The 22,111-nt window shown below is 72.1% G+C and carries 20 protein-coding genes and 1 riboswitch; of the genes, 9 read left to right on the plus strand and 11 right to left on the minus strand.

Features of this window, described 5'->3' with window-relative positions; translation table 11 throughout:
• Positions 1 to 7 precede the first annotated feature (7 nt).
• Genes ACH4D5_RS09745 through ACH4D5_RS09755 form a run of 3 tightly spaced genes read right to left on the minus strand, consistent with a single transcriptional unit; the run spans position 8 to position 1,670 of the window.
• Entirely contained in the window at positions 8 to 736 is a 729-nt protein-coding gene (locus ACH4D5_RS09745) for an isocitrate lyase/phosphoenolpyruvate mutase family protein (protein ID WP_398301393.1), read from the minus strand.
• Positions 733 to 1,179 (minus strand): carboxymuconolactone decarboxylase family protein, encoded by a 447-nt coding sequence (locus ACH4D5_RS09750; protein ID WP_398300377.1) that lies wholly within the window; start codon positions 1,177 to 1,179, stop codon positions 733 to 735. The genes ACH4D5_RS09745 and ACH4D5_RS09750 overlap by 4 nt, the downstream gene beginning before the upstream one ends.
• Entirely contained in the window at positions 1,176 to 1,670 is a 495-nt protein-coding gene (locus ACH4D5_RS09755; protein WP_398300379.1) for a carboxymuconolactone decarboxylase family protein, read from the minus strand. The genes ACH4D5_RS09750 and ACH4D5_RS09755 overlap by 4 nt, the downstream gene beginning before the upstream one ends.
• Before the next feature lie 46 nt (positions 1,671 to 1,716).
• Here ACH4D5_RS09755 and ACH4D5_RS09760 point away from each other — a divergent pair, with 46 nt between their 5' ends.
• Positions 1,717 to 3,123, plus strand: coding sequence for a PLP-dependent aminotransferase family protein (locus ACH4D5_RS09760; RefSeq protein WP_398300381.1), 1,407 nt, complete (start codon positions 1,717 to 1,719; stop codon positions 3,121 to 3,123).
• 23 nt (positions 3,124 to 3,146) lie between these two features.
• On the opposite strand, the gene ACH4D5_RS09765 is transcribed toward ACH4D5_RS09760, so the two are convergent.
• Positions 3,147 to 4,031: a hypothetical protein gene (locus tag ACH4D5_RS09765; RefSeq protein ID WP_398301395.1), complete on the minus strand. Its 885-nt coding sequence runs from the start codon at positions 4,029 to 4,031 to the stop codon at positions 3,147 to 3,149.
• 154 nt (positions 4,032 to 4,185) lie between these two features.
• Here ACH4D5_RS09765 and ACH4D5_RS09770 point away from each other — a divergent pair, with 154 nt between their 5' ends.
• Both ACH4D5_RS09770 and ACH4D5_RS09775 read left to right on the plus strand, forming a co-directional pair.
• Positions 4,186 to 4,602: a hypothetical protein gene (locus tag ACH4D5_RS09770; RefSeq protein WP_398300383.1), complete on the plus strand. Its 417-nt coding sequence runs from the start codon at positions 4,186 to 4,188 to the stop codon at positions 4,600 to 4,602.
• Positions 4,603 to 4,620: 18 nt separating this feature from the next.
• Positions 4,621 to 5,805, plus strand: coding sequence for a glutathionylspermidine synthase family protein (locus ACH4D5_RS09775; RefSeq protein ID WP_398300385.1), 1,185 nt, complete (start codon positions 4,621 to 4,623; stop codon positions 5,803 to 5,805).
• Positions 5,806 to 5,817: 12 nt separating this feature from the next.
• On the opposite strand, the gene ACH4D5_RS09780 is transcribed toward ACH4D5_RS09775, so the two are convergent.
• Positions 5,818 to 6,843 carry an NADP-dependent oxidoreductase gene (locus ACH4D5_RS09780; protein WP_398300387.1) on the minus strand — a complete coding sequence of 342 codons (1,026 nt, stop codon included), beginning with the start codon at positions 6,841 to 6,843 and terminating at the stop codon, positions 5,818 to 5,820.
• A 187-nt stretch (positions 6,844 to 7,030) separates the two neighbouring features.
• Between ACH4D5_RS09780 and ACH4D5_RS09785 the strand changes: the two genes are divergently transcribed.
• Complete coding sequence (locus ACH4D5_RS09785) at positions 7,031 to 10,381, plus strand: AfsR/SARP family transcriptional regulator (protein WP_398300389.1); 3,351 nt, start codon at positions 7,031 to 7,033, stop codon at positions 10,379 to 10,381.
• A 36-nt stretch (positions 10,382 to 10,417) separates the two neighbouring features.
• Here ACH4D5_RS09785 and ACH4D5_RS09790 read toward each other — a convergent pair whose 3' ends face one another.
• Complete coding sequence (locus ACH4D5_RS09790; protein ID WP_398300391.1) at positions 10,418 to 11,641, minus strand: serine hydrolase domain-containing protein; 1,224 nt, start codon at positions 11,639 to 11,641, stop codon at positions 10,418 to 10,420.
• 157 nt (positions 11,642 to 11,798) lie between these two features.
• Positions 11,799 to 12,980 (minus strand): ornithine--oxo-acid transaminase, encoded by a 1,182-nt coding sequence (gene rocD / locus ACH4D5_RS09795; protein WP_398301397.1) that lies wholly within the window; start codon positions 12,978 to 12,980, stop codon positions 11,799 to 11,801.
• Positions 12,981 to 13,214: 234 nt separating this feature from the next.
• Positions 13,215 to 13,305: riboswitch (ZMP/ZTP riboswitch) on the plus strand.
• Between the two features lie 40 nt (positions 13,306 to 13,345).
• Here rocD and glyA point away from each other — a divergent pair.
• Positions 13,346 to 14,674, plus strand: a complete 1,329-nt coding sequence (glyA, locus tag ACH4D5_RS09800; protein WP_398300393.1) for a serine hydroxymethyltransferase — start codon at positions 13,346 to 13,348, stop codon at positions 14,672 to 14,674.
• Between the two features lie 30 nt (positions 14,675 to 14,704).
• Here the strand turns inward: glyA and ACH4D5_RS09805 are convergent, their stop codons facing one another.
• From ACH4D5_RS09805 to ACH4D5_RS09815, 3 genes are all read right to left on the minus strand, one after another.
• Entirely contained in the window at positions 14,705 to 15,481 is a 777-nt protein-coding gene (locus ACH4D5_RS09805) for a hypothetical protein (RefSeq protein ID WP_398300395.1), read from the minus strand.
• Positions 15,482 to 15,552: 71 nt separating this feature from the next.
• On the minus strand, positions 15,553 to 16,389 hold the full coding sequence (locus ACH4D5_RS09810) for a hypothetical protein (protein WP_398300397.1): 837 nt from the start codon (positions 16,387 to 16,389) through the stop codon (positions 15,553 to 15,555).
• Positions 16,382 to 16,984 (minus strand): RNA polymerase sigma factor, encoded by a 603-nt coding sequence (locus tag ACH4D5_RS09815; protein ID WP_398300398.1) that lies wholly within the window; start codon positions 16,982 to 16,984, stop codon positions 16,382 to 16,384. Before ACH4D5_RS09815 ends, ACH4D5_RS09810 begins: the two co-directional genes overlap by 8 nt.
• 89 nt (positions 16,985 to 17,073) lie before the next feature.
• Here ACH4D5_RS09815 and trpS point away from each other — a divergent pair, with 89 nt between their 5' ends.
• From trpS to ACH4D5_RS09835, 4 genes are all read left to right on the plus strand, one after another.
• The gene (gene trpS / locus ACH4D5_RS09820) at positions 17,074 to 18,087 is read left to right on the plus strand and encodes a tryptophan--tRNA ligase (RefSeq protein ID WP_398300400.1); all 1,014 of its coding nucleotides are present in this window, start codon (positions 17,074 to 17,076) and stop codon (positions 18,085 to 18,087) included.
• An 88-nt stretch (positions 18,088 to 18,175) separates the two neighbouring features.
• A complete protein-coding gene (locus ACH4D5_RS09825) occupies positions 18,176 to 18,757 on the plus strand; it encodes a 2'-5' RNA ligase family protein (RefSeq protein WP_398300402.1) in 582 nt (193 codons plus the stop codon).
• A 34-nt stretch (positions 18,758 to 18,791) separates the two neighbouring features.
• Positions 18,792 to 19,970, plus strand: coding sequence for a hypothetical protein (locus ACH4D5_RS09830; protein WP_398300404.1), 1,179 nt, complete (start codon positions 18,792 to 18,794; stop codon positions 19,968 to 19,970).
• Positions 19,971 to 19,979: 9 nt separating this feature from the next.
• A complete protein-coding gene (locus ACH4D5_RS09835; RefSeq protein WP_398300406.1) occupies positions 19,980 to 21,296 on the plus strand; it encodes a hypothetical protein in 1,317 nt (438 codons plus the stop codon).
• A 53-nt stretch (positions 21,297 to 21,349) separates the two neighbouring features.
• Here the strand turns inward: ACH4D5_RS09835 and ACH4D5_RS09840 are convergent, their stop codons facing one another.
• A complete protein-coding gene (locus ACH4D5_RS09840) occupies positions 21,350 to 22,105 on the minus strand; it encodes a decaprenylphospho-beta-D-erythro-pentofuranosid-2-ulose 2-reductase (RefSeq protein WP_398300408.1) in 756 nt (251 codons plus the stop codon).
• Between the last annotated feature and the right edge of the window lie 6 nt (positions 22,106 to 22,111).

Consider the following 22,111-nt stretch of genomic DNA (forward strand, 5'->3'; position numbering starts at 1 on the left):
TCCGCGTCTACCTCAGTTGTTCGGCGATCCCTCGCAGGGCCGACATGGTCTTCCGCAACAGTCCGGGGCCGAACGTGATCCGTGTGGCGCCCAGCGCGCCGAGCTCCCGCGGGGAGGGTCCGTCGGGCATGGCCAGCACGTTGACCGGCCCCTCGATCCCGGCCCGCAGCGCGGGGATCGCCTCGGCCGGCGCCAGGATCGGATACACGCAGTCGGCGCCGGCCGCCACGTACAGGCGGGCCCGTTCGATCGCGGCCGCCGGGTCGTCGACGCCCCGTACGAACGTATCCACGCGGGCGTTGACGAAGAGCCGGTCGCCCGCCGCCTCCCGCACCTCCGCGAGGAAGGCGGCCTGCTCGGCGGGGTCCCGCAGCGTGCCCGTCCCGCCCTTGCCGCCGAAGGAGTCCTCCAGGTTGCAGCCGACGGCCCCGGTCTCCAGGAGCCGGTCCACCAGTTCCTTCGGGGCGAGGCCGTAGCCCGTCTCGACGTCGGCGGTCACGGGCACGGAGACGGACCGCACGATCCGCGCGATCGCCGCGAACATCTCCCGGGGCGGCACCTGCCCGTCCTCGTACCCTAGGGAGAGCGCGATCCCTGCGCTGGGCGTGGCGAGCGCCTCGTACCCCGCCTCCTCGAACACCCGGGCGCTCGCGGCGTCCCACGGCCCGGGCAAAACCAGCGGGTCGTCCTGCGCCCGGCCGTGGTGCAGGGCGCGCAGCGTGTCGACGGGGTTCACCACGCGGGGCCTCCGGGTGCGATGCGGCGGCTGACCATCAGCCGGTTCCAGCTGTTGATGACGGTGATCACGCCGATGAGGTGGGCGAGTTCACCTTCGGTGAAGTGCTCGGCGGCCTTCGCGTACGCCGCGTCGGGCACGAAGCCCTCGGCGAGGACGGTGACGGCCTCGGTGAGCGCGAGGGCCGCGCGTTCGCGCTCGCTGAAGAGGTCACCCGCTTCCTCCCAGGCGTTCAGGAGCGCGATGCGCTTCGGGGTCTCGCCGTGTTCCAGGGCGACGTCCACGTGCATGTCGAGGCAGAAGGCGCAGGCGTTGATCTGCGAGGCCCGCATCATCACGAGCTCAGCGAGGACCGGGTCGCCGAGCCCCTTCTTGGCGGCGGCGCTCAGCGCGCTCATGGCGCCCGCGACCCGCGGGTCCAGGTGGGTGGTGCGTGTGCTCACGCGCCGTTCGCCGCCTTGTAGTGGCCCGGCACCTGGCGCGTGCTGACACCGAAGCGGTTCCACGCGTTGATGACGGTGATGGCGGCGATGAGCTGGGTCAGCTCCGCCTCGTCGAAGTGCGCGGCCGCGTTGTCGTACACCGAGTCCGGCACGAACCCGTCGGTGAGGACGGTGATCGCCTCGGTCAGCTCGATCGCGGCGACCTCCTTGGCCGTGTAGAAGTGCCGCGACTCCTCCCAGGCGCTGAGCTGGACGATCCGCTCGACGCTCTCGCCCGCCGCGAGGGCGTCCTTGGTGTGCATGTCGAGGCAGAGCGCGCAGCGGTTGAGCTGCGAGGCGCGGATCTTGACGAGCTCGAAGATCACCGGGTCGAGGCCCTTACGGGCGGCCGCGTCGAGCTTGATCATGGCCTTGAAGACCTCGGGGGCGTGCTGGGCCCAGGCGAGGCGGGGGGTGTGCTCGTGGACGTATTCCTTGGCTTCCGTAGTCATGGTTCGACGGTATGGCCGGAGTAGCCCACAGGTATGGTCCATTTCCATGGAAGAAACGTGGGCCACTCTGGGGGTCGACCTCCATCTGGAGACCGGCGGCGACGCGTCCCGCCACGGCGTCCGCAAGGGCCTCACGGACGCGCTGCGGGAGGCCGTGCGCGGCGGCCGTCTGGCACCCGGCACCCGCCTGCCGTCGTCCCGCTCGCTCGCCGTCGACCTCGGCATCGCACGGAACACCGTGGCCGACGCGTACGCCGATCTGGTCGCCGAGGGCTGGCTCACCGCCCGCCAGGGTTCGGGCACGCGCGTCGCCGAGCGGGTGGTCGCGCCGCCGGTGCGGTCCGCGCCGCCCCGCAGGAAGGGCGGCACGCCCACGTACAACCTCACCCCGGGCTCGCCGGACCTCGCGTCCTTCCCACGCGCGGAGTGGCTCAAGGCGGCCCGGCGCGCGCTGGCCGCGGCGCCCAACGACGCCCTCGGATACGCGGACCCGCGCGGCCGCGTCGAACTGCGCACCGCACTGGCCGGATACCTCGCGCGGGCCCGCGGGGTGCACGCGGACCCCGACCGCATCGTCGTCACCGCCGGGTTCGTGCACGCGCTCGCGGTCCTCGGCCGGGTGCTGCGGGCGCGCGGGCTGCGGGAGGTGAGCGTGGAGTCGTACGGCCTCGACATCCACTGGAACCTGCTGCACCGCGCGGGCCTGCGCACGGCGCCGCTCGCCTTCGACGAACTCGGCACGGACGTCTCGGCGCTGGGCCCCGCCTCGCCGAAGGCGGTGCTGCTCACCCCCGCGCACCAGTTCCCGATGGGCGTGCCGCTGCACCCCGACCGGCGGGCGGCGGCCGTCGACTGGGCGCGGCGTGCGGGCGGCGTGATCCTGGAGGACGACTACGACGGGGAGTTCCGCTACGACCGCCAGCCCGTCGGCGCGCTCCAGGGCCTCGACCCCGAACGTGTCGTGTACCTCGGCACGGCCAGCAAGTCCCTCGCCCCCGGCCTGCGCCTGGGCTGGATGGTGCTGCCGTCAGGGCTGCACGAGGAGGTCCTCGGCGAGAAGGACGCCGCCGGCGCGTCCTGCGGCGCCCTGGACCAGCTGACGCTCGCGGAGTTCATCACGTCGGGGGCGTACGACCGGCATGTGCGCGGCGCCCGGCTGCGCTACCGGCGCCGCCGCGACCAGCTCGTGGCGGCGCTGGCGGCGCGGGCTCCCGAGGTCCGCGCCACGGGTATCGCGGCGGGCCTGCACGCGGTCCTCGAACTGCCGCCGGGCACCGAACGCTCCATCGTCCAGGCGGCCAACTGGGAGCGCCTCGCGGTCCACGGCCTCGCCGGCTTCCGCCACCCTCTGGCGGGGGCGGGGCGGCGGGATGCCCTGGTGGTGGGGTACGGGACTCCTGCGGAGCACGCGTGGTCGGGGGCGTTGGAGGCGTTGTGCAGGGTGCTGCCGTGAGGCTCCGCCCGTGAGCTGTGCGGTCAGTCGTGGTGGTCTTCGAGGAGCGGGGTCCTGGCCGGCGCCACGGCTTCGGCGGGCGCCACGGCCTCGGCGGGTGCCTCGCCGAACCGTGCGAGCGCCAGCGCCCCCGCGACCGCCACCGCGAAGCCCAGGACGGCCGCCCAGCCCAGGCCGTCCCGGGTGCGGTCACCCAGCCAGACCACGCCCACCAGGGCGGGACCGATCGTCTCGCCGATCACCATGCCCGCCGTGGCCGTCGTCACCGAGCCGCGCTGCAGCGCCGAGGTGAGCAGCAGGAAGGCCGCGCCGCCGCCCACCAGCAGGGCGTACGTCGCCGGGTTGGCCACAAGCGCCCGGGGCGCCACGTCGTCGACGAGGCGTACGGACACCTCGACCACCCCGAAACCGCACCCCGCGCCGAGACCGAGCGCCAGCGCCCGCGCCCGTCCCGGCAGCCGGCCGGCGACCGCGCCGCCGACCAGGACGGCGACGGCGATGCCGAGCATCACGTACCGCAGGGCCGTCGAGCCGGTGCGGTCGCCCTCGTCGCCGGACGCGAGGCCCAGCATCGCAAGCCCCGCGCAGACGACGCCCACCGCACCCCATTCGACGCCGCTGAGCCGCACCCGCAGCAGCCGGGAAGCGACCACGGCAGTGACGGCGAGACTGGCGGCGAGCGCCGCTCCCACGGCGTAGATCGGGACCGAGCGCAACGCCACGACCTGCAACAGGAAGCCGAGTCCGTCGAGGGCGAGCCCGGCGACGTAGCGCCACTGGCGCAGGGCGCGCAGCAGCAGCGCCGGGTCGACGCCGGAGCCGGTGCCGGGCGCGGTGGCGCGGGTGGCGACCGCTTGGAGAACCGAGGCCGTGCCGAAGCAGACCGCTGAGCCGAGTGCGCAAAACATCCCAAGAGACACGAAGTGACTGTAGAGGAAGGTGAGTCAAAGGAGACCCAAGGGACATTCGGTGGAGCCGGTTGGCACGGGGTGCCGGAGCCTCCCTACGCTGCTCCCTGTACGAACCATTCGTACGCGGCACGGCTACGGGGGACGACACCACATGGCACAGAAACCACCGCGGCGACTGCGGTCCAGCACGGTCGCGCTCGGCGGCATGGGCGTCCTCGCCGCGGCGCTCACCTCCTGCGGCTCCGACCCGGACCGCCGGTGCGTGGACCGCGACAGCTACGACCTCGTCAACGGCTACCGCATCGTCAGCGACAGCAACTGCAAGTCGGGCGCTGCCGGTTCCGCCGGGAAGTCCCGCAAGGGTTCCTACGGCACGGGTACCGGCACGGGGACGGGCACGGGCACCGGTAAGTCGTCGGGCCGCACCGACCCGGCCTGGTACTACGACGCCGACGTCGACGGACGCTACGCCGACAACGGCACCTTCAGCCGCAGCGAGGCAGTCGACCGGGACGGCTTCGGCTGCTCGGGCGGCGGCAGCGGTGGCAGCGGCAGCAGCGGCGGCTGAGCGACCGGTACGTACGCCATGGAACGCCGCACCACAGAGCCTCGCCCCGACTGGCAGCGGACCGTCGAGGACCAGGGTCTGATCTACCCCCTGACGCGCTACCCCGACGACACCCTGCGCCCCTACTGGGACGAGAGCGCGTACTACGTCTTCTCGCTCCCCGAGGTCGAGGCGCTGGAGGAGGTCGTCGAGGAGCTGCACGCGATGTGCCTGGCCGCCGCCGCGCACATCGTCGAGCACGACCGGCTCGCCGACCTCGGCATCACCGACCCGCGGGTGGCGGCCGCCGTCACCGAGGCCTGGCACCGCCGCACCGAACTCCCCTCCCTGTACGGCCGGTTCGACCTGCGCTACGACGGCACGGGGCCGGCCAAGATGCTGGAGTACAACGCCGACACCCCCACCTCCCTGGTCGAGGCCGCGAGCCCCCAGTGGTTCTGGATGGAGGAGCGCTTCCCGGGCGCCGACCAGTGGAACTCCCTCCACGAACGGCTCGTCGCCGCCTGGAAGAAGCAGGCCCCGCTCCTCCCGCCGGGCGGCCCGCTGTACTTCGCCCATTCCGCAGGGGACGAGCTCGGCGAGGACCTGATGACGGTCGCGTACCTGCGGGAGACCGCCGAACAGGCCGGTCTCGCCGCCGAGTCCATCTCCATGGAGGACATCGGCTGGGACCGTCTCTCGCGCCGCTTCGTCGACAAGAAGCTCCGCTTCATGCGCAGCTGCTTCAAGCTCTACCCGTGGGAGTGGCTGACCACGGACCGCTTCGCGCCGCACGTCCTGGAGACCCTCGACAACGGCGGCGGCACGGGCTCGACCCTGTGGATCGAGCCGGCCTGGAAGATGCTTCTCTCCAACAAGGCGCTGCTTGCGGTGTTGTGGGAGCTGTACCCGGGCCACCCGAACCTGCTGCCCGCCTATCTGGACGGCCCGCGCGAACTGGCCGTGTCCGGCGGCTACGTCGCCAAGCCGCTGCTCGGGCGGGAGGGTGCGGGGGTGACGGTGCACGAGCCGGGCCCCGCGCCCGTACTCCGCGAAGAGCGCTGTTGCTACCAGGAGCTGGCGCCCCTGCCCGACTTCGACGGCAACCGGGTGGTGCTCGGCGCGTGGGTCGTGGAGGACGAGGCGGCGGGACTCGGCATCAGGGAGTCCTCGGGCCTGATCACGGACGAGTACGCGAGGTTCATCCCGCACGTGATTCTGTGAAGTGATCCTCCCTCAGGGAGTGATGGTGTCGGCGCCGATGCGCACCAGCATCTTGCCGGTGTTCGCCCCGCGCAGTACGCCGAGGAAGGCCTCCGGCGCCCGCTCGATGCCGTCGACGACGGTCTGCTCGGTGCGCAGGGTGCCGTCGGCGAGCAGCGGCGCCGCCCGGCCGATCCACTCCGGGAACAGGTCGAGGTGGCTGGTGACGAGCATGCCCCGCAGGGTCGCCTCCTGCTTGGCGGCCTGGAAGAGGTTGTTCGGCCCCGGCGCCGGCTCGGTCGCGTTGTACGTGCTGATGGCGCCGACCAGCGCGATCCGGCCGCCCGGCCTGATCGCCCCGATCGCTGCCTCCAGGTGGTCGCCGCCGACCGAGTCGAGGTAGACGTCCACGCCGTCGGGCGCGGCCTGGGCGAGCTGCTCGGGCAGGCCGCCCAGGCGGTAGTCGACGGCGGCGTCGTACCCGAAGGTGTCGAGGAGCTTCTTCGTCTTCGCCGGGCCGCCGGCCGAGCCGATCACCCGGGAGGCGCCGAGCTCGCGGGCGATCTGCCCCGCGACACTGCCGACCGCCCCGGCCGCGGCGGACACGAAGACGACGTCGCCCTCGCGCACCGGGGCGGTGCGGGTCAGCGCGGCGTACGCGGTGAGTCCCGTGGCGCCGAGCGGGCCGAGGTAGGCGTCGGCCGGTGCGAGCGTGGTGTCGACGACCGTGGCGGCCGCGGCGTCGAGCACGGAGTACTCCCGCCAGCCCAGGAAGTGCGTGACCGTCGCGCCGACGGGCACCTCGGGGGCGTTCGACGCGACGACCTCGCCGACCGCCGAGCCCTCCAGCGGGGCGCCGAGCCGGAACGGCGGGATGTAGGACGGTACGTCGTCCATGCGGCCCCGCATGTACGGGTCGACCGACATCCAGGTGTTACGGACGACGATCTGCCCCTCGCCGGGCTGGTCGGGCACCTCGGTGGTGGCCAGCTCGAAGAGGTCGGGGGTGGGTTCTCCGACGGGGCGGGCGGCGAGACGGATTTCGCGGGAGATGGTCATGGTGACTCCTGTGTGTTCTGTGTGTTCTGTGTGTTCTGTGTGTTCTGTGTGCTGAGGGGTGAGTGGTGAGTGGTGATCGCGGCGTTGCGATCACGGGAACCACCGTGCCGGGAGCCGCGCACGGAACGCTGACGGTTCACGCACGGTCTCCCGTCAGCGGTGCGCCGGCGGCGATTAACGTGGCCGTATGCGATTCGAGGTGCTGGGCCCGCTGACGGTGCGCACGCAGGACGGGGCGGCCGCGCCTGCCCCGGAGCCGAAGGTCCGCGCGCTGCTCGCCGCCCTCCTCGTGCGGGTCGGACGCCCGGTCCCGGTGGACACGCTGATCGACGACCTGTGGGGCGACCGACCCCCGGCCTCACCGGTCAACTCGCTCCAGACGAAGGTGTCCCAGCTGCGCCGCACGCTGGAGGCGGCCGAGCCCGGCGGCCGCGGGCTCGTCGTGCACGGACCCGCCGGATACGCGCTGCGCATACCGCCCGAGCACGTGGACGCCACCGCTTTCGAGACGCTGATCTCGCGCGCGTACGCGACCGACACGACCGACTCGACGGAAGCTGATACGCGTAAGAAGGCATCCCTTCTGGCTGACGCGCTGGCCCTGTGGCGCGGCCCCGCGTACGCCGACTTCCGCGACGCCGACTTCGCGCGCGCGGCCGTCACGCGCCTGGAGGAGCAGCGCCTGACCGCGCAGGAGACGCTGGCCGAGCTGCGCCTCGCGCACGGTGAACACGCCGTGCTGGCGGACGACCTGGCCCCCTTGGTGGCACGCGAACCCCTGCGCGAACGCCTGCGGGCCAGCCACCTGCGGGCCCTGTACCGCTCCGGCCGCGTGGCCGAGGCCCTGGACTCCTACCGGGACCTCCGACTCCGTCTCGCCGAAGAACTCGGCATCGACCCGAGCCCCGAACTGGCCGAGCTGCACGAGTCGATGCTGCGGCAGGAAGGGGAGCGGGGCCCACAAGGCGCGGCAGCGGCTACAAGCCCCAAGGTGAGCACGGACGTCGCCGTGAACCGCCCGCTCACGAATCTGCCCGCGCAGGTGACGGGTCTCGTCGGCCGCGATGGGGAGATCGCGCGCATACGCGAGCTGATCGCCACGGAACGCCTGGTCACCCTCACGGGACCCGGCGGCGTAGGAAAGACGCGACTTGCCCTGGAGTCGGCGTCAGGCCTGACGGACGCCTTCCCCGAAGGCATTTGGCTCGCCGAACTCGCCGGGACGAGGGGCGAGGTCGCCCCAACGGTCGCCGCTGCCCTGGGCATCCGCGACGACGCACCGACGGAGCCGGCGGACCCGGGGGAGGAGGCCGGGGAGGGGAAGGAGGCCCCGGCCTCGGCCGCCCGGACCCCCGTCGCACGACTCGCGCGGGCGCTCGCCGGACGTCGCCTTCTCCTCGTCCTCGACAACTGCGAACACGTCCTCGGCCCCGTCGCGGACCTGGTCGCCGAACTCCTGCGCCAAGCCCCCCACCTGCACGTACTCGCCACCAGCCAGGAACCCCTCGCCCTCACCGGTGAAACCGTGGAGGCCATCGCTCCGCTCGGCGAGGAGGACGCGGTGCGGCTCTTCGCCGCCCGCGCCGCGGCCACCGCCCCGGGCTTCGCCCTGGACGACGCGAACCGCGAGTCCGTCGCTCTCATCTGCCGCCGCCTCGACGGCATCCCGCTCGCCGTCGAACTCGCCGCCACCCGCGTACGCGCCCTCGGCGTGCACGCCCTCGCCGACCGGCTGCACGACCGCTTCCGCCTCCTCAACCAGGTGCGCCGCGACGCCCCCGCCCGCCAGCGCACCCTGCGCGCGATGATCGACTGGAGCTGGGAGCTCCTGACGCCGCCCGAGCAGCGCGCGCTGCGTCAACTCGCCGTGTTCCACGGCGGTTTCACCCTCGCGCACGCAGAAGCAGTACTGGCACAGACCACCCCGCAGGCCCCACCACAGCCCTCACTACAACCGTCACCACAGCCCCCACCACAACCCTCACCCCAGACCCCACCCGAGGACGACGTTCTCGACCTGGTGACCAGGCTCGTGGACCGCTCCCTCCTCGCGCCGACGACGACCGACGCCCCCGAGCTGCGCTACCGCATGCTCGAATCCGTCACCGCGTACGGCCTCGAACGCCTCGACGACGCGGCCGAGACCGCCGAGGTCCGCCGTCGGCACGCCCGCCACTTCGCCGCCTTCGCCGAACGCGCTGCCGCAGCCCTGCGCGGCCCCGACCAGCGGCTCTGGCTGCGCCGGCTCGACCACGAGACCGTGAACCTCCGTGCCGCGCTGAACTGGACGACCACGGACTCCGACACCCCGACGGCCCTGCGGCTGGTCAATGCCCTGACCTGGTACTGGTTCCTCCGAGGCCGCCTCCGCGAAGCCATGCGCTCCCTGGACCAGGCCTTGAACCTGCCCCTGACTCTGCCCCCGAACCTTTCCCCGAGCCCGCTGCCGCCCACGGCGACCGGGCACGACGAGGCCGGCCCCCTCCTCTCGGCCCGCACCGCCGCCGCGTCGGCCCACGCCGCCTTCGCCCTGCTGGCCGGGGAGCCCGCCTGCGCGCACCGCAACGCCTGTGAGCGCGCGGAGACCACCTCCGCCGACGCCCGTTCCCGCTGGCTGCTCGCCTTCGCGCGGTGCGGGTTCGACCACACGCCTCGCGAGGCCGCGCGGGTCGACGCGCTCCTCGCGGAGTTCCGGGCGGCGGGCGACCGCTGGGGCGAGGCCGCCGCACTGTCCACCCGGGCCACCCGCGCCCTCTACCGCGGCGACCTCCCGGCCCTGCGCCGCGACGCCACACGCAGCGCCGAACTGTTCCGCGAACTGGGCGACGGCTGGGGACAGTTGCAGTCATCCGAACAGCTCGGCGTCCTCGCCGAGATCGCCGCCGACTACGAGGAAGCGGCCCGCCTCCAGCGCGACGGGATGCGCCGCGCCGAGGAACTCCAGCTCTGGACCGATCTCTCCTTCCGCCTCTCCCGCCTCGGCCGCATCGCCCTCCTCACCGGTGACGACCCCGCCGCCACCGCCTTCCACGAACGAGCCGCCGCCCTCGCCGCCCAGCAGTCGCACCGCCCCGCCCAGCAGTTCGCCGAGACGGGTCTCGCCATCGGCGCCCGCCGCCGCGGTGACCTGGACGAGGCCGAGAAACTTCTCCTGCCGTGGCTGGACTTCAACCGCCGCTTCGGCGTCGACTCCGGCACGGCCCTGATCCTGGCCCAACTCGGCTACGTCGCCGAACAACGCGGCGACGCGACGCGCGCGGAGACCCTCCACCGCGAGAGCCTGGCCATGGCCCGTACGACGGGCGACGAGCGCGCGGTGGCCCTGGCCCTGGAAGGCCTCGCGGGCGCCCGCTCCCTCGCCGGCGACCACACCCACGCCGCGGGCCTCCTCGGCACGGCCGCCCGCATCCGCGAGTCAGAGGGAGCACCCCTGCCTCCCGCGGAACGCACGGACGTCACCCGCGCCACCGACCGCACCCGCACCGCCCTCGGCGAAACCGCGTTCAGAACGGCATACGACCGGGGAGCCCACCCCTGACGAGCGCCCGGGGGAGGGCTCATTCCGGCGCGCGGTTCAGCGGCACAGAGCCTTGTCCACGACACCGTCCACCCGGGTCATGACCGTCTTGTCGTTCGGCTGCATGGTCACCGCGACGTTCGCGGCGCGGCCCTTGTCGGTGACTCCGCCCCGGGTCTCGTATCCCGGGTAGCTGCCGCCGTGCCCCCAGTAGACGCCGCCGCACGACAGCGGCTTGCTCACGAGTCCCAGGCCGTAGCGGGCGCCAGGGCCGAAGTAGTCGGCGCGGACGGTGGTGCGCATCTGGTCGAGCTGCTTCTCGGGGAGGAGACGGCCGCGCAGAAGCTCGCCGTAGAACCGGTTGAGGTCGGAGTTGGTGGAGATCATCTGACCCGCCGCCCAGGTCCAGGACGGATCGAGCTCCGTGATGTCGCGCAGGGGCGCGCCCTCTCCTTCCTGCAGATATCCCTTGGGATGGGGTTCGCGGATCGTCGCGTCATGAGGGGCGGGGAAATAGGTGTGACGCAACCCGATCCTCTTGATGATCCGCTGGTCGATCTCCTCCGCCACGGTGCGCTTGGTGACTTCCTCGATGATCAGCCCGGCCAGTACGTAGTTTGTGTTGCTGTACGCCCATCCCTTCCCCGGCTCGAACTCGGCCTTGTACTGCAGCGCGATGTCGAGCAGCTCACGAGGCTCGTAGTAACGCGGCTGGAGATCGTGCTTCGTGTAGTTGGGCAGCCCGCTCGTCTGCTGCAGCAGGTGGCGGATGGTGATGCGGTTGCCGTCGATCCCCTCCCCGCGCACGACCCCCGGCAGATAGGTGTCGACCGAGTCGTCGAGACGCACCTTCCCCTCACCGACCAGCTGGAGCATGACCACCGCGGTGAACGCCTTCGTATTGCTGCCGATCCGCACCTGACCGTCCCGGGGCACCTTTGCCCCGGTGGCCAGATCACCGACCCCTGCCGTGTAGACACGGCTGTGTCCGTCGCGCCCCTTGACGCTCGCCAGCGCGCCGGGCACGCCGTCGTCACGCACCAGCGCATCCAAGCCCCGCTGGACGGCGTCCGGCCTTGACGTGACGGATGCGGATGCGGATGTGGATGCGATTGTGGTCGAGGCGGGTGTCGCGGACGCCGCAGACGGCACCAGAGCACCCACCGTCATGGCGCCCACACCCACGCTGATCGCCACCGCGGTCGCGGTCGACACTGCTCTGCGCCGACCGCCCTGCTGTCGACCGGAAAAACGGAACCTCTGCCATGCCTGCTCACGCACGAGCCAACTCCTGTGGAAGCGTCGGGAATCCGGCGGCACCCGCCGGACCCCACACTTCCGGATGAGAACACCCGCGACGATCCTGCCAACCGCCCACTCCAGGTGGGGGTAGCCCCCGCCCCGGCGCGGGGGTGGTTCACCCCCTCCCGGCCGGCCGCTAGCTCAGCACGGCCCGCAACTGATCCAGCCCCCAGTCCAGATCCTCCTTACTGATCACAAGCGGGGGAGCGATGCGGATCGTCGACCCGTGCGTGTCCTTGACCAGCACCCCCCGCTCCATCAACTTCTCGGAGATCTCCCGTCCCGTGCCGTACGACGGGGCGATGTCGACGCCCGCCCACAAGCCGCGTCCCCGCACCTCCGTCACCTTGCCCGCACCGGTCAGCAGCCCCAGCTCGGCGTGCAGGTGCTCACCCAGCTCCGTGGCGCGCTGCTGGTACTCACCCGTCGACAGCATCTCGACCACCTCGAGTCCCACCGCGCAGGCGAGAGGGTTGCCGCCGAACGTCGAACCGTGCTCACCCGGCTTGAACACCCCGAGCACATCGGCATCCGCCACCACGGCCGACACCGGCACCACGCCGCCTCCGAGCGCCTTGCCCAGCAGATACACGTCCGGCACCACGCCCTCGTGCTCGCACGCGAACGTGCGTCCCGTTCTGCCGAGCCCCGACTGGATCTCGTCCGCGATGAAGAGGACCCCGCGCTCCCGGGTCAACTCCCGCACCCCCGGCAGATAGCCGGCCGGCGGCACGAGCACCCCGGCCTCGCCCTGGATCGGCTCGATCAGCACGGCCACCGTGTCGTCGGTGACCGCGGCCCGCAGCGCCTCCAGGTCGCCGTACGGCACGATCTCGAAGCCCGGTGTGTACGGACCGAAGTCCGCCCGCGCCTCGTCGTCCGTGGAGAAGCTGATGACAGTGGTGGTCCGGCCGTGGAAGTTGCCGGCCGCGACAACGATCTTCGCCCGCCCGTCCGGCACGCCCTTGACCTGATATCCCCACTTCCGGGCGGTCTTCACAGCCGTCTCCACAGCCTCCGCCCCCGTGTTCATGGGCAGCACCATCTCCTTGCCGCAGAGCTCGGCCAGGCGCGTACAGAACTCGGCGAACCGGTCGTGGTGAAACGCCCGCGACGTCAGCGTCACCCGGTCCAGCTGAGCCTTCGCGGCGTCGATCAGTCGGCGGTTGCCGTGCCCGAAGTTGAGCGCGGAGTACCCGGCGAGCATGTCGAGATAGCGGCGCCCCTCGACATCGGTCATCCACGCGCCCGCGGCGGAGGCGACCACGATGGGCAGCGGATGGTAGTTGTGCGCGCTGTGTGCCTCGGCCGAGGCGATGAGCCGCTCGCTGGTCGACCCGGCGCCGGAACCGGCGGCCGACGACGCGGACGAAGGCGACGGAGCGGATGAAGGCGACGGCGATGACGACGATGACGTGCGGGGAGATGGCGTACTCGACACGGGGTCTCCGTTCGTCTTGCGGCGTGGGGCGGGTGTGGCGCCCAATTCCTATCGTCGCTCGCATCGCGGACGAAGAAACCTGCCGGATCGGCGCGCCCGCTAGGCTTGCCCTGACAGCACGGTGACTGGCGCACGGGGAACCGACCCCGATGGAGCCGTGCCAGGCAGAACCTTCGAGGTGCCGCCCGCCTGGGCACCCCGGGACCACGACCGGACACTGACCGCTCGCCCCGGAGGACGCCATGACTTCCACTTCCTCATCCCCTGCCTCTCCCTCTCGCCCTTCCGCTTCCGCCCAGCACCACCCCGCCCTCGCCGCCGAGGACCCCGAACTCGCCGCCCTCGTCGGCGCCGAGGAACAGCTCCAGGCCGACACCCTGCGGCTGATCCCCAGCGAGAACTACGTGTCCACCGCGGTCCTCGAAGCGTCCGGCACCGTCCTCCAGAACAAGTACAGCGAGGGCTACCCCGGCCGCCGCTACTACGAGGGGCAGCAGAACATCGACCCCGTCGAACGCCTGGCCATCGCCCGCGCCAAGGCCGTCTTCGGCGTCGAGCACGCCAACGTCCAGCCCTACTCCGGCTCCCCGGCCAACCTCGCCGTCTACCTCGCCTTCGCCGAGCCCGGCGACACCGTGATGGGCATGGCCCTGCCGATGGGCGGCCACCTCACCCACGGCTGGGGCGTCTCCGCCACCGGCAAGTGGTTCCGCGGCGTGCAGTACGGCGTGCGCCGGACCACCGACCCCGAGACGAACGGCCGCGTCGACCTCGACGAGGTCCGCGACCTCGCGCTCAAGGAGCGCCCCAAGCTGATCTTCTGCGGTGGCACCGCCCTCCCTCGCACCATCGACTTCGCCGCCTTCGCCGAGATCGCCCGCGAGTCCGGCGCCGTCCTGGTGGCCGACATCGCGCACATCGCCGGTCTGATCGCGGGCGGCGCCCACCCCTCGCCGGTGCCGCACGCCGACGTGATCTCCACGACCACCCACAAGACCCTGCGCGGCCCGCGCGGCGCGATGCTGATGTCCCGCGAGGAGCACGCCAAGGCCATCGACAAGGCGGTCTTCCCCGGTCTGCAGGGCGGCCCCCACAACCAGACCACCGCGGCCATCGCGGTCGCCCTCCACGAGGCGTCCCGGCCCTCCTTCCGCGACTACGCCCACGCGATCGTCGACAACGCCAAGGCCCTCGCCGACGCCCTCCTCGCCCGCGGCTTCGACCTGGTCTCCGGCGGCACCGACAACCACCTGATCCTGATGGACCTGACCCCCAAGGACGTCCCGGGCAAGATCGCCGCGAAGGCCCTCGACCGGGCCGGGATCGTCGTGAACCACAACACCGTGCCGTACGACCCCAGGAAGCCGTTCGACCCGTCGGGCATCCGCATCGGCACCCCCTCGCTGACCTCCCGCGGGCTCGGCACGGAGCACATGACAGCCGTCGCCGGATGGATCGACCGTGGTGTCGCCGCGGCACGCACCGGGGACGAGGACGCCCTGACGAAGATCAGGTCCGAGGTCGCCGACCTGATGGCCGCCCACCCGGCACCTGGCCTGCCCACCGCCTGAGCGACCCCGTCACCTCACAGGTTGACAAGTTCACAGGTCCCGCAGCTCCTGCCGGGGCCCCGGCTCGTGCGGTCGCCGTCGCCACGCCGCCGCTGCCGCCCAGCGCTCGGCCACCGGGCGCCGGAGCAGCAGCGCGGCGACCGCACCGGCCCCGGCGCCCGGTATCGCCCACCACCACTCCGAGCCGGTCGTGCCTGGCCCGCCACCGCCCGCGGCGGCCTTCTGCTCGCCGCCGCTCTTCTCGGGGGCCGAGGGCTCCGGCGCCGTCTCCGAGCCCGGCGCGATTCCGGAGGTGCCCCGGTCCGACGCCTTGCCCATCAGGCCGAGCTCCTTGAACAGGGACACCAGGCGCTCCGGCTCCTTCGCCCGGTGCCAGTCACCGGTCAGCGACTCGGTCTCCGTCGACCTGTGCACCCACACGTCCATGTCCTTCTTGCCACCGTCCTTCTTGTCGCCCTCCTTGTCGGAGAGCGGCGCATAGACCCGGTCGACACGCCACGGCGTCACGTCATGGACCATCCACGTGACATTGATCTGCCGGCTCTGGACACCCACACCGAGGCCAGGCGGGTCCTCGCGCGGCTTCCCGCTCGGCTTTCCGCCGGAGGTTGAGGGCTCCAGCCAGCTCTCCAGGTCGCCGTACTCCCCGTCGGTGTAGTACAGCGAGGCGCTCTGGGTGCTCTCCGGTGACACCAGCAGCACGCTCGTCGGCCCGCCCGCCACCGCCTGGGGCGCGCCCGCCACCGTCAGCGCCGCCGTGACGCCCAGCCCGGCCGCCGCCCCACACAGTCCCTTTACCGTCCGCATGTCCGTCCCCCAGCCGCCCGCCGGCGCGGCCCCTCCGCACCGGTTCACTTCTGGTACACCGCCCGAGCCGGTCAGGTTCCCGATTCGGGGATCGACTCCGCGATCTCCAGGGCCCGCTCCTTCGACGCCACCCCTTCCAGCCGCAGCGTCAGCTCCTGCCCGCGTGTCCACAGCAGCGTCGGCCCCGCCGTCCGCTCGGACCGCCGCCAGCGGTCGCCGTCGCCCTCCACCAGCCAGAATGTGAGCCGGTGCGGCCGGGCGAACCACAGCCCGGTCTCCCGGCCGACCTCGACCCAGTCGGGCTGCACCGGCACCGTCTTGGCGAAACCGGGGTCGAGCCGGGCCGCGTACTCATCGAGGCGTATCGTCCGGCCGTCCGCGCGCCAGCAGAGGCTGACCAGGACCCGGGCCCCCGGCTCCCGCGTCACCGACACCGCGTCCGGCGCGCCGAGCGACTTCGGCACCCCGGGCGAGAACCCGGCCAGGCGCCGAGCCTCCGCCGCCGTCACCGGATCACCGCACCCGGGCACGCCCGGCCCGGCCGAGGGCGTCGCCGACGGGTCGTACCGCACTTCGACTCCGCCGAAGTCGAACCATTCGAAGACCGCCGCCCGCACCGGAGGCGTGAGCACGAGGACCGCGAGCAGCCCGCACAGCGCGGCCGTCACCGCTCGCCACCGCATCCGCAGACCCCGCCGCAGGCCGCGCAGCCGCTCGGCGGGGCCGGGCGGCTCGGTCACCGGCACCCCGGCTCTCTCCGCGAGTATCTGCGCGATGACCCGCTCGGCCATCGACTCCCCGCCGGCACCGCCCGCGCCGCCCGCGTCCATCGACCGGCCGAGCGCCCGCAGCTCCTCGCGGAGCCGCGCCGCCTCGGCCGCCTCGCCCCCGCGCTGCCGCTCACTCATCTCCCTCACCTCCCTCCCCGGGCAGCAGCCGGCCCAGCTTGCGCAGCGCGCGATTCAGCCGGGACTTCACCGTGCCCCGCGGCCAGCCGAGGGCCTGGGCCGTCTCCGCCTCGTCCATCTCCAGCAGATAGCGGTAGGTGACGACCAGGCGGTGATCTTCGCCCAGCTGGTCGAGGGCGGCGAGCAGCGCCGCCCTTCGCTCGTCCTCCAGGGCCGCCACCGCCGGGTCCGACGATTCCGGTATCAACGGCTCCGCTTCGGCGAGCGCGGCCTCCCGGCCGACGACGGACCGCTGCCGGACCGCCGAACGCACTGTGTTCCTCGTCTCATTGGCGACGATCGCGAGCAGCCACGGCTTGAACGCCGAGCCGTCCCTAAACCGTCCGAGTGAGCAGTAGGCCTTGAAGAAGGCCTGCTGCACCACGTCTTCCGCGTCCGCTCCCGCGCCGAGTGCCGTAGCCGCCCTGAGCGCGATGCCGGTGAAAGCGCGCACCAATTCCGCGTACGCCTCCGCTTCTCCGGCGCGCACTCGCGCGATCACCGCACGCTCGTCGACGACGCGGCCCCCCTCCAGGACCTCCCCCTGTGCCCTCACACCTTTGATACACCGGCCGTGGCCGATCGGTTCCCACCCGTCACACACCTGTTTCCGAGCTATGAGAGTCACCTGAGAGAATGGGCACCATGGCCTCTGAACGACCTCGTGTGCTCTCCGGAATCCAGCCCACCGCCGGCTCGTTCCACCTCGGCAATTACCTCGGCGCGGTCCGCCAGTGGGTGGCGCTGCAGGAGTCCCACGACGCCTTCTACATGGTGGTGGACCTGCACGCGATCACGGTTCCGCAGGACCCCGCCGAGTTGCGCGCCAACACCCGGCTCGCCGCAGCCCAGCTCCTCGCCGCGGGCCTCGACCCGGAGCGCTGCACGCTCTTCGTCCAGAGCCACGTCCCCGAGCACGCCCAGCTCGCCTGGGTGATGAACTGCCTCACCGGCTTCGGCGAGGCCTCCCGCATGACGCAGTTCAAGGACAAGTCCGCCAAGCAGGGCGCCGACCGCGCCTCCGTCGGCCTCTTCACGTACCCGGTCCTGCAGGTCGCGGACATCCTGCTGTACCAGGCGAACGAGGTGCCGGTCGGCGAGGACCAGCGTCAGCACATCGAGCTCACCCGTGACCTGGCCGAGCGTTTCAACGGCCGCTTCGGGGAGACGTTCACCGTGCCGTCGGCGTACATCCTCAAGGAGACGGCGAAGATCTACGACCTCCAGGACCCGTCGATCAAGATGAGCAAGTCGGCGTCCACGCCGAAGGGTCTGATCAACCTCCTGGACGAGCCCAAGGCCACCGCCAAGAAGGTCAAGAGCGCCGTCACCGACACCGACACGGTGATCCGCTACGACGTGGCGGAGAAGCCGGGCGTCAGCAACCTCCTCAGCATCTACTCCACGCTCACCGGCACCGGTATCGCCGAACTGGAGCAGAAGTACGTCGGCAAGGGCTACGGTGCGCTGAAGACCGACCTCGCCGAGGTCATGGTCGAGTTCGTGACCCCCTTCCGGGACCGCACCCAGCAGTATCTGGACGACCCGGAGACGCTCGACTCGATCCTGGCCAAGGGCGCGGAGAAGGCTCGAGCCGTCGCCGCCGAGACCCTCGCGCAGGCGTACGACAAGGTGGGCTTCCTGCCCGCCAAGCACTGAGTCACCGGACGACCGAGCATCACAGCTTGCACCGCGCTGCCCACCGGGCGGCGTCCCCTGCCCATGGACACGACGACAGGAGTACGACGTGGGGACCGTAACGATCGGCGTCTCGATCGCGGTCCCGGAGCCACACGGCAGCCTGCTCCAGGAGCGGCGTGCGGGCTTCGGGGACCCCGCGGCGCACGGCATCCCCACCCATGTGACCCTGCTGCCGCCCACCGAGGTGGACGCGTCGGCGCTGCCCGCGGTCGAGGCGCATCTGCTGTCGGTCGCGGCGGCGGGCCGCCCCTTCCCGATGCGCCTTTCGGGGACGGGCACCTTCCGTCCGCTGTCGCCCGTCGTCTTCGTACAGGTGGTGTCGGGCGCCTCGGCCTGCTCCTGGTTGCAGGAGCGGGTCCGGGACGCGTCCGGGCCGATGGCACGCGAACTGCAGTTCCCGTACCACCCGCACGTCACGGTGGCGCACGGCATCTCCGAAGAGGCCATGGACCGCGCGTACGAGGAGCTGTCGGAGTACGAGGCCGAGTGGCCGTGCACCGGCTTCGCCCTGTACGAGCAGGGTTCCGACGGTGTCTGGCGCAAGCTGCGCGACTTCGTTTTCGGTGGCCCTGTAGTGCCCCCTCAGGCCTCGGCCCCGTCGGAGCGGGGTACGCTGCCCGCTCGCTGACCGGGGTGCCCCGGCCGACCGTGCTGGGGGGATCATGCGCAACGCAGCGGCAGCCGTCGCCCTGCTCGCCTTCGTGGCGGCCGGCTGTGGGGCACAGAAGTCCGACGGCGCGGCCGACACGCGGCCGGCCGAGGCGCGTGCGGCCGGGCTCTCCTGGACGTACGAGCGCATCGACGACGAGCCGGGGGAGCTGATCGACGGGGCCGCCATGGCTCCGGACGACATCTGGGCTCTCGGGAGCGACGGCGCCCATACCGACGGGCGGTTCGCGAAGGGCCATCTGCTGCACTTCGACGGTGAGAAGTGGACGCGGCAGCCGATGCCGGTCGGCGGCGACCCTCACCTCTCCCGGCTGGAGTACCTCGGGTCGGCGGGCATCCGGCTGCACACCGTGGAAGGCACCACGTCGGGCACGAGGAAGCCGCGTTACGCACTCTGGGACGGCACGCGCTGGGGCCCCGTGAAGGACGCTCCCGCCGGGCCGCTCACGGACATCGAGGTCATCACTCCGGATGACGTGTGGGTGCTCCGGGGCGACGGCGAGGTCACGCACTGGGACGGTGACCGCTGGACGGTGACGCCGATGCCCGCGGAGAAGGTCACCGCCCTCGCCGGTTCGGCGCGGGACGACGTGTGGGCGGTCGGCTCGCGTACGACAGGGCCGGGCGGCGAGGTCGGGCAGCTCGCCGCGATGCACTTCGACGGCGAGAAGTGGACGCTCACCAAGACGCCGACGTACCGCTTCCCCGACCCGGTGCCGCCCGAGCCGTTCGCCGAGTTCACCGGGGTCGACGTCGCGTCCAAGACGTACGTCCGCGCCTACGGAGGGCACTCCTACCGGGGGTACGACGGCGAAGAGGTCCGCGATCCGGCGTCGGAGAACGTCGAGTTGCGCTGGGACGGCTCCCGCTGGCAGGACGCGAAGCCCTTCCCCGGAGCGTGCGCGTACCGGAAACCCGTGGCCCGGGACGGCGACCGCGGCTTCTTCATGAACGGCAACTGGCACCTGACCACCGACGACACCTGCACCAAGATCAAGAAGCCGAGGCTGCCCGAGGGCGGAGGCGTACGCCCCGAGGCGCAGCAGCAGCTCTGGCTGAAGAGGATCATCACGGTGCCGGGCTCGGGCGAGGTGCTGGGGTTCGGCACGGTCGACGTCCTGCAGAGCGGCTTCGCCCCGGACCGGGCCGTCGTCGTCTCCCTGAAGCGCTAGGACAGGGCCATGAAGAAGACCGCCAAGACCCCCAAGACCCCCAAGACCCCCAAGACCGCCAAGACCGCCAAGACCGCCAAGACCCCCAAGACCGCCAAGACCGCCAAGACCCCCAAGAGCGCCGCGATCCTGGCCGTCCTCGCTCTCGCCGCGGCGGGGTGCGGGAGCGACGGCGCCGGGCCCACCCGCACGACCCCCACCGGCCGCGCCTCGTCCGGTGCCGCCGCCGCGGGCGGGTCCTGGAAGCTGGAGTACGTCGACAAGACGGTCGACGGTGAACTGACCTCCGTCACCGCGTCGTCCGCCGACGACATCTGGGCGGCGGGGTACGAGCTGCGCAACGGCACCATGGACGACCCCGGCGGCCAGTTCCTGGTCCGCTACGACGGCAGCGGATGGCAGCGGCAGAAGGTGCCCGCGGAGCTCGACGGGAACCGCTTCCATCCGCTGCTCGGCTCGTCGGGGCCGGACAACGTATGGCTGTTCGGCTTCGGTCCCCGCGGCGGGGCGAGCGCGGCGCGCTGGGACGGCACCCGATGGCAGCGCGTGCCCCGGCCGCCGCTCCAGGGCATCGTCACCGAGATCAAGGTGTTCGCACCCGACGACGTGTGGGTGGTGGGCGGCCAGAAGCGGCTTCTGCACTGGGACGGCGCCCGCTGGAACACCCACACCCTGCCCGCCGAGCCGACCGCGCTCGACGGCACGTCGGGGGACGACCTGTGGGCGGTCGGCCACCGGGACAGCGGCTCCGGGGTCGGCGGTGACGGCGGTGAGCTCAGCCAGCCCGCCGCGATGCACTGGGACGGCAGGACATGGACGCTCACGCGGACGCCCGAGTACCGCTTCCCCGACCCCGTGCCGCCCGAGCCGGGAGCGTCCCTCGACGGCGTCGAGGTGGTCTCTCCGACAGAGGTGTGGGCGTACGGCTCGCACTCCTTCAACCACGGAGAGGTCGAGAAGGAGCCGTCCATCGAGCACATCCTGCTCCGCTGGGACGGTTCGCGCTGGCATCGGCAGAAGGCCGCCGACCGGGACCCGTGCCTCTCCAGAGGCATCGCCGCACACGGGGAGGACGGAGGCCTCCTCTCCGGAGTACGCCGTTATCGCACTCCGGAGGGACGCTGCCTCACGCCGTCCTGGCCGAAGCTGCCCGCGAAGGGAGAGGTCACCGCCGGGGCCAAGCAACAGCTCTGGTTGGACCCGATCACCCCTGTGCCCGGCACGAGGAAGTTCGTCGGCGTGGGCAAGGTCTATGTGCTGCAGAGAGGTGCCAGAACACTGACCCTGCCCACCGTCGCCACCTATGAGCCCCCGAAAGGCCGCTGAGCCCCCCCAAGGGCCGCTGAGTCCCCGAAGCGCTGCTGGCCCCCCAAGGGTCGCTAGACCGGCAGGCGCCGGAACACCGACCGGGGCACGTGGCGCAGGGCCGACATGACCAGCCGCAGCGCCCCGGGCACCCACACCGTCTCCGAGCGCCGCCGCAGGCCGTTCTCGATGGCTTCCGCCACCGCCTCCGGAGTGGTCGCCATGGGCGCCTCCTCCAGGCCCGCGGTCATCTTCGAGCGGACGAAGCCGGGGCGGACGACCATCACGTGCACTCCGGTGCCGTGCAGCGCGTCGCCCAGACCCTGGGCGAACGCGTCGAGTCCGGCCTTGCTGGAGCCGTAGATGAAGTTCGACCGGCGGGCGCGCTCGCCCGCCACCGAGGAGAGCACCACCAAGGAGCCGTGTCCCTGGGTCTGCAGCGACCGGGCGCAGACCAGTCCCGCGGAGACCGCGCCCGTGTAGTTGGTCTGGGCGACGCGTACCGCCGCGACGGGCTCGTCCTCGTCGCGTGCCTGGTCGCCGAGGATGCCGAAGGCGAGCAGCACCATGTCGATGTCGCCCTCGGTGAAGACCTTGCCGAGGGTCGCTTCGTGGGACTCGGGGTCGAGCGCGTCGAAGGCGACGGTCCGCACGTCCGCGCCCATGTCGCGCAGGCCGGCCGCGGCCTTCTCCAGGTCCGGGGACGGGCGCCCGGCCAGCCACACCGTGCGGGCGCGGCGGGCGACGAGGCGCCGCGCGGTGGCGAGGCCGATCTCGGAGGTGCCGCCGAGGACGAGCAGGGACTGGGGGGTGCCGAAGGCGTCTTTCATGAGTAC

Source organism: Streptomyces sp. NPDC018029, from assembly GCF_044327655.1.
Classification (GTDB): Bacteria; Actinomycetota; Actinomycetes; order Streptomycetales; family Streptomycetaceae; genus Streptomyces.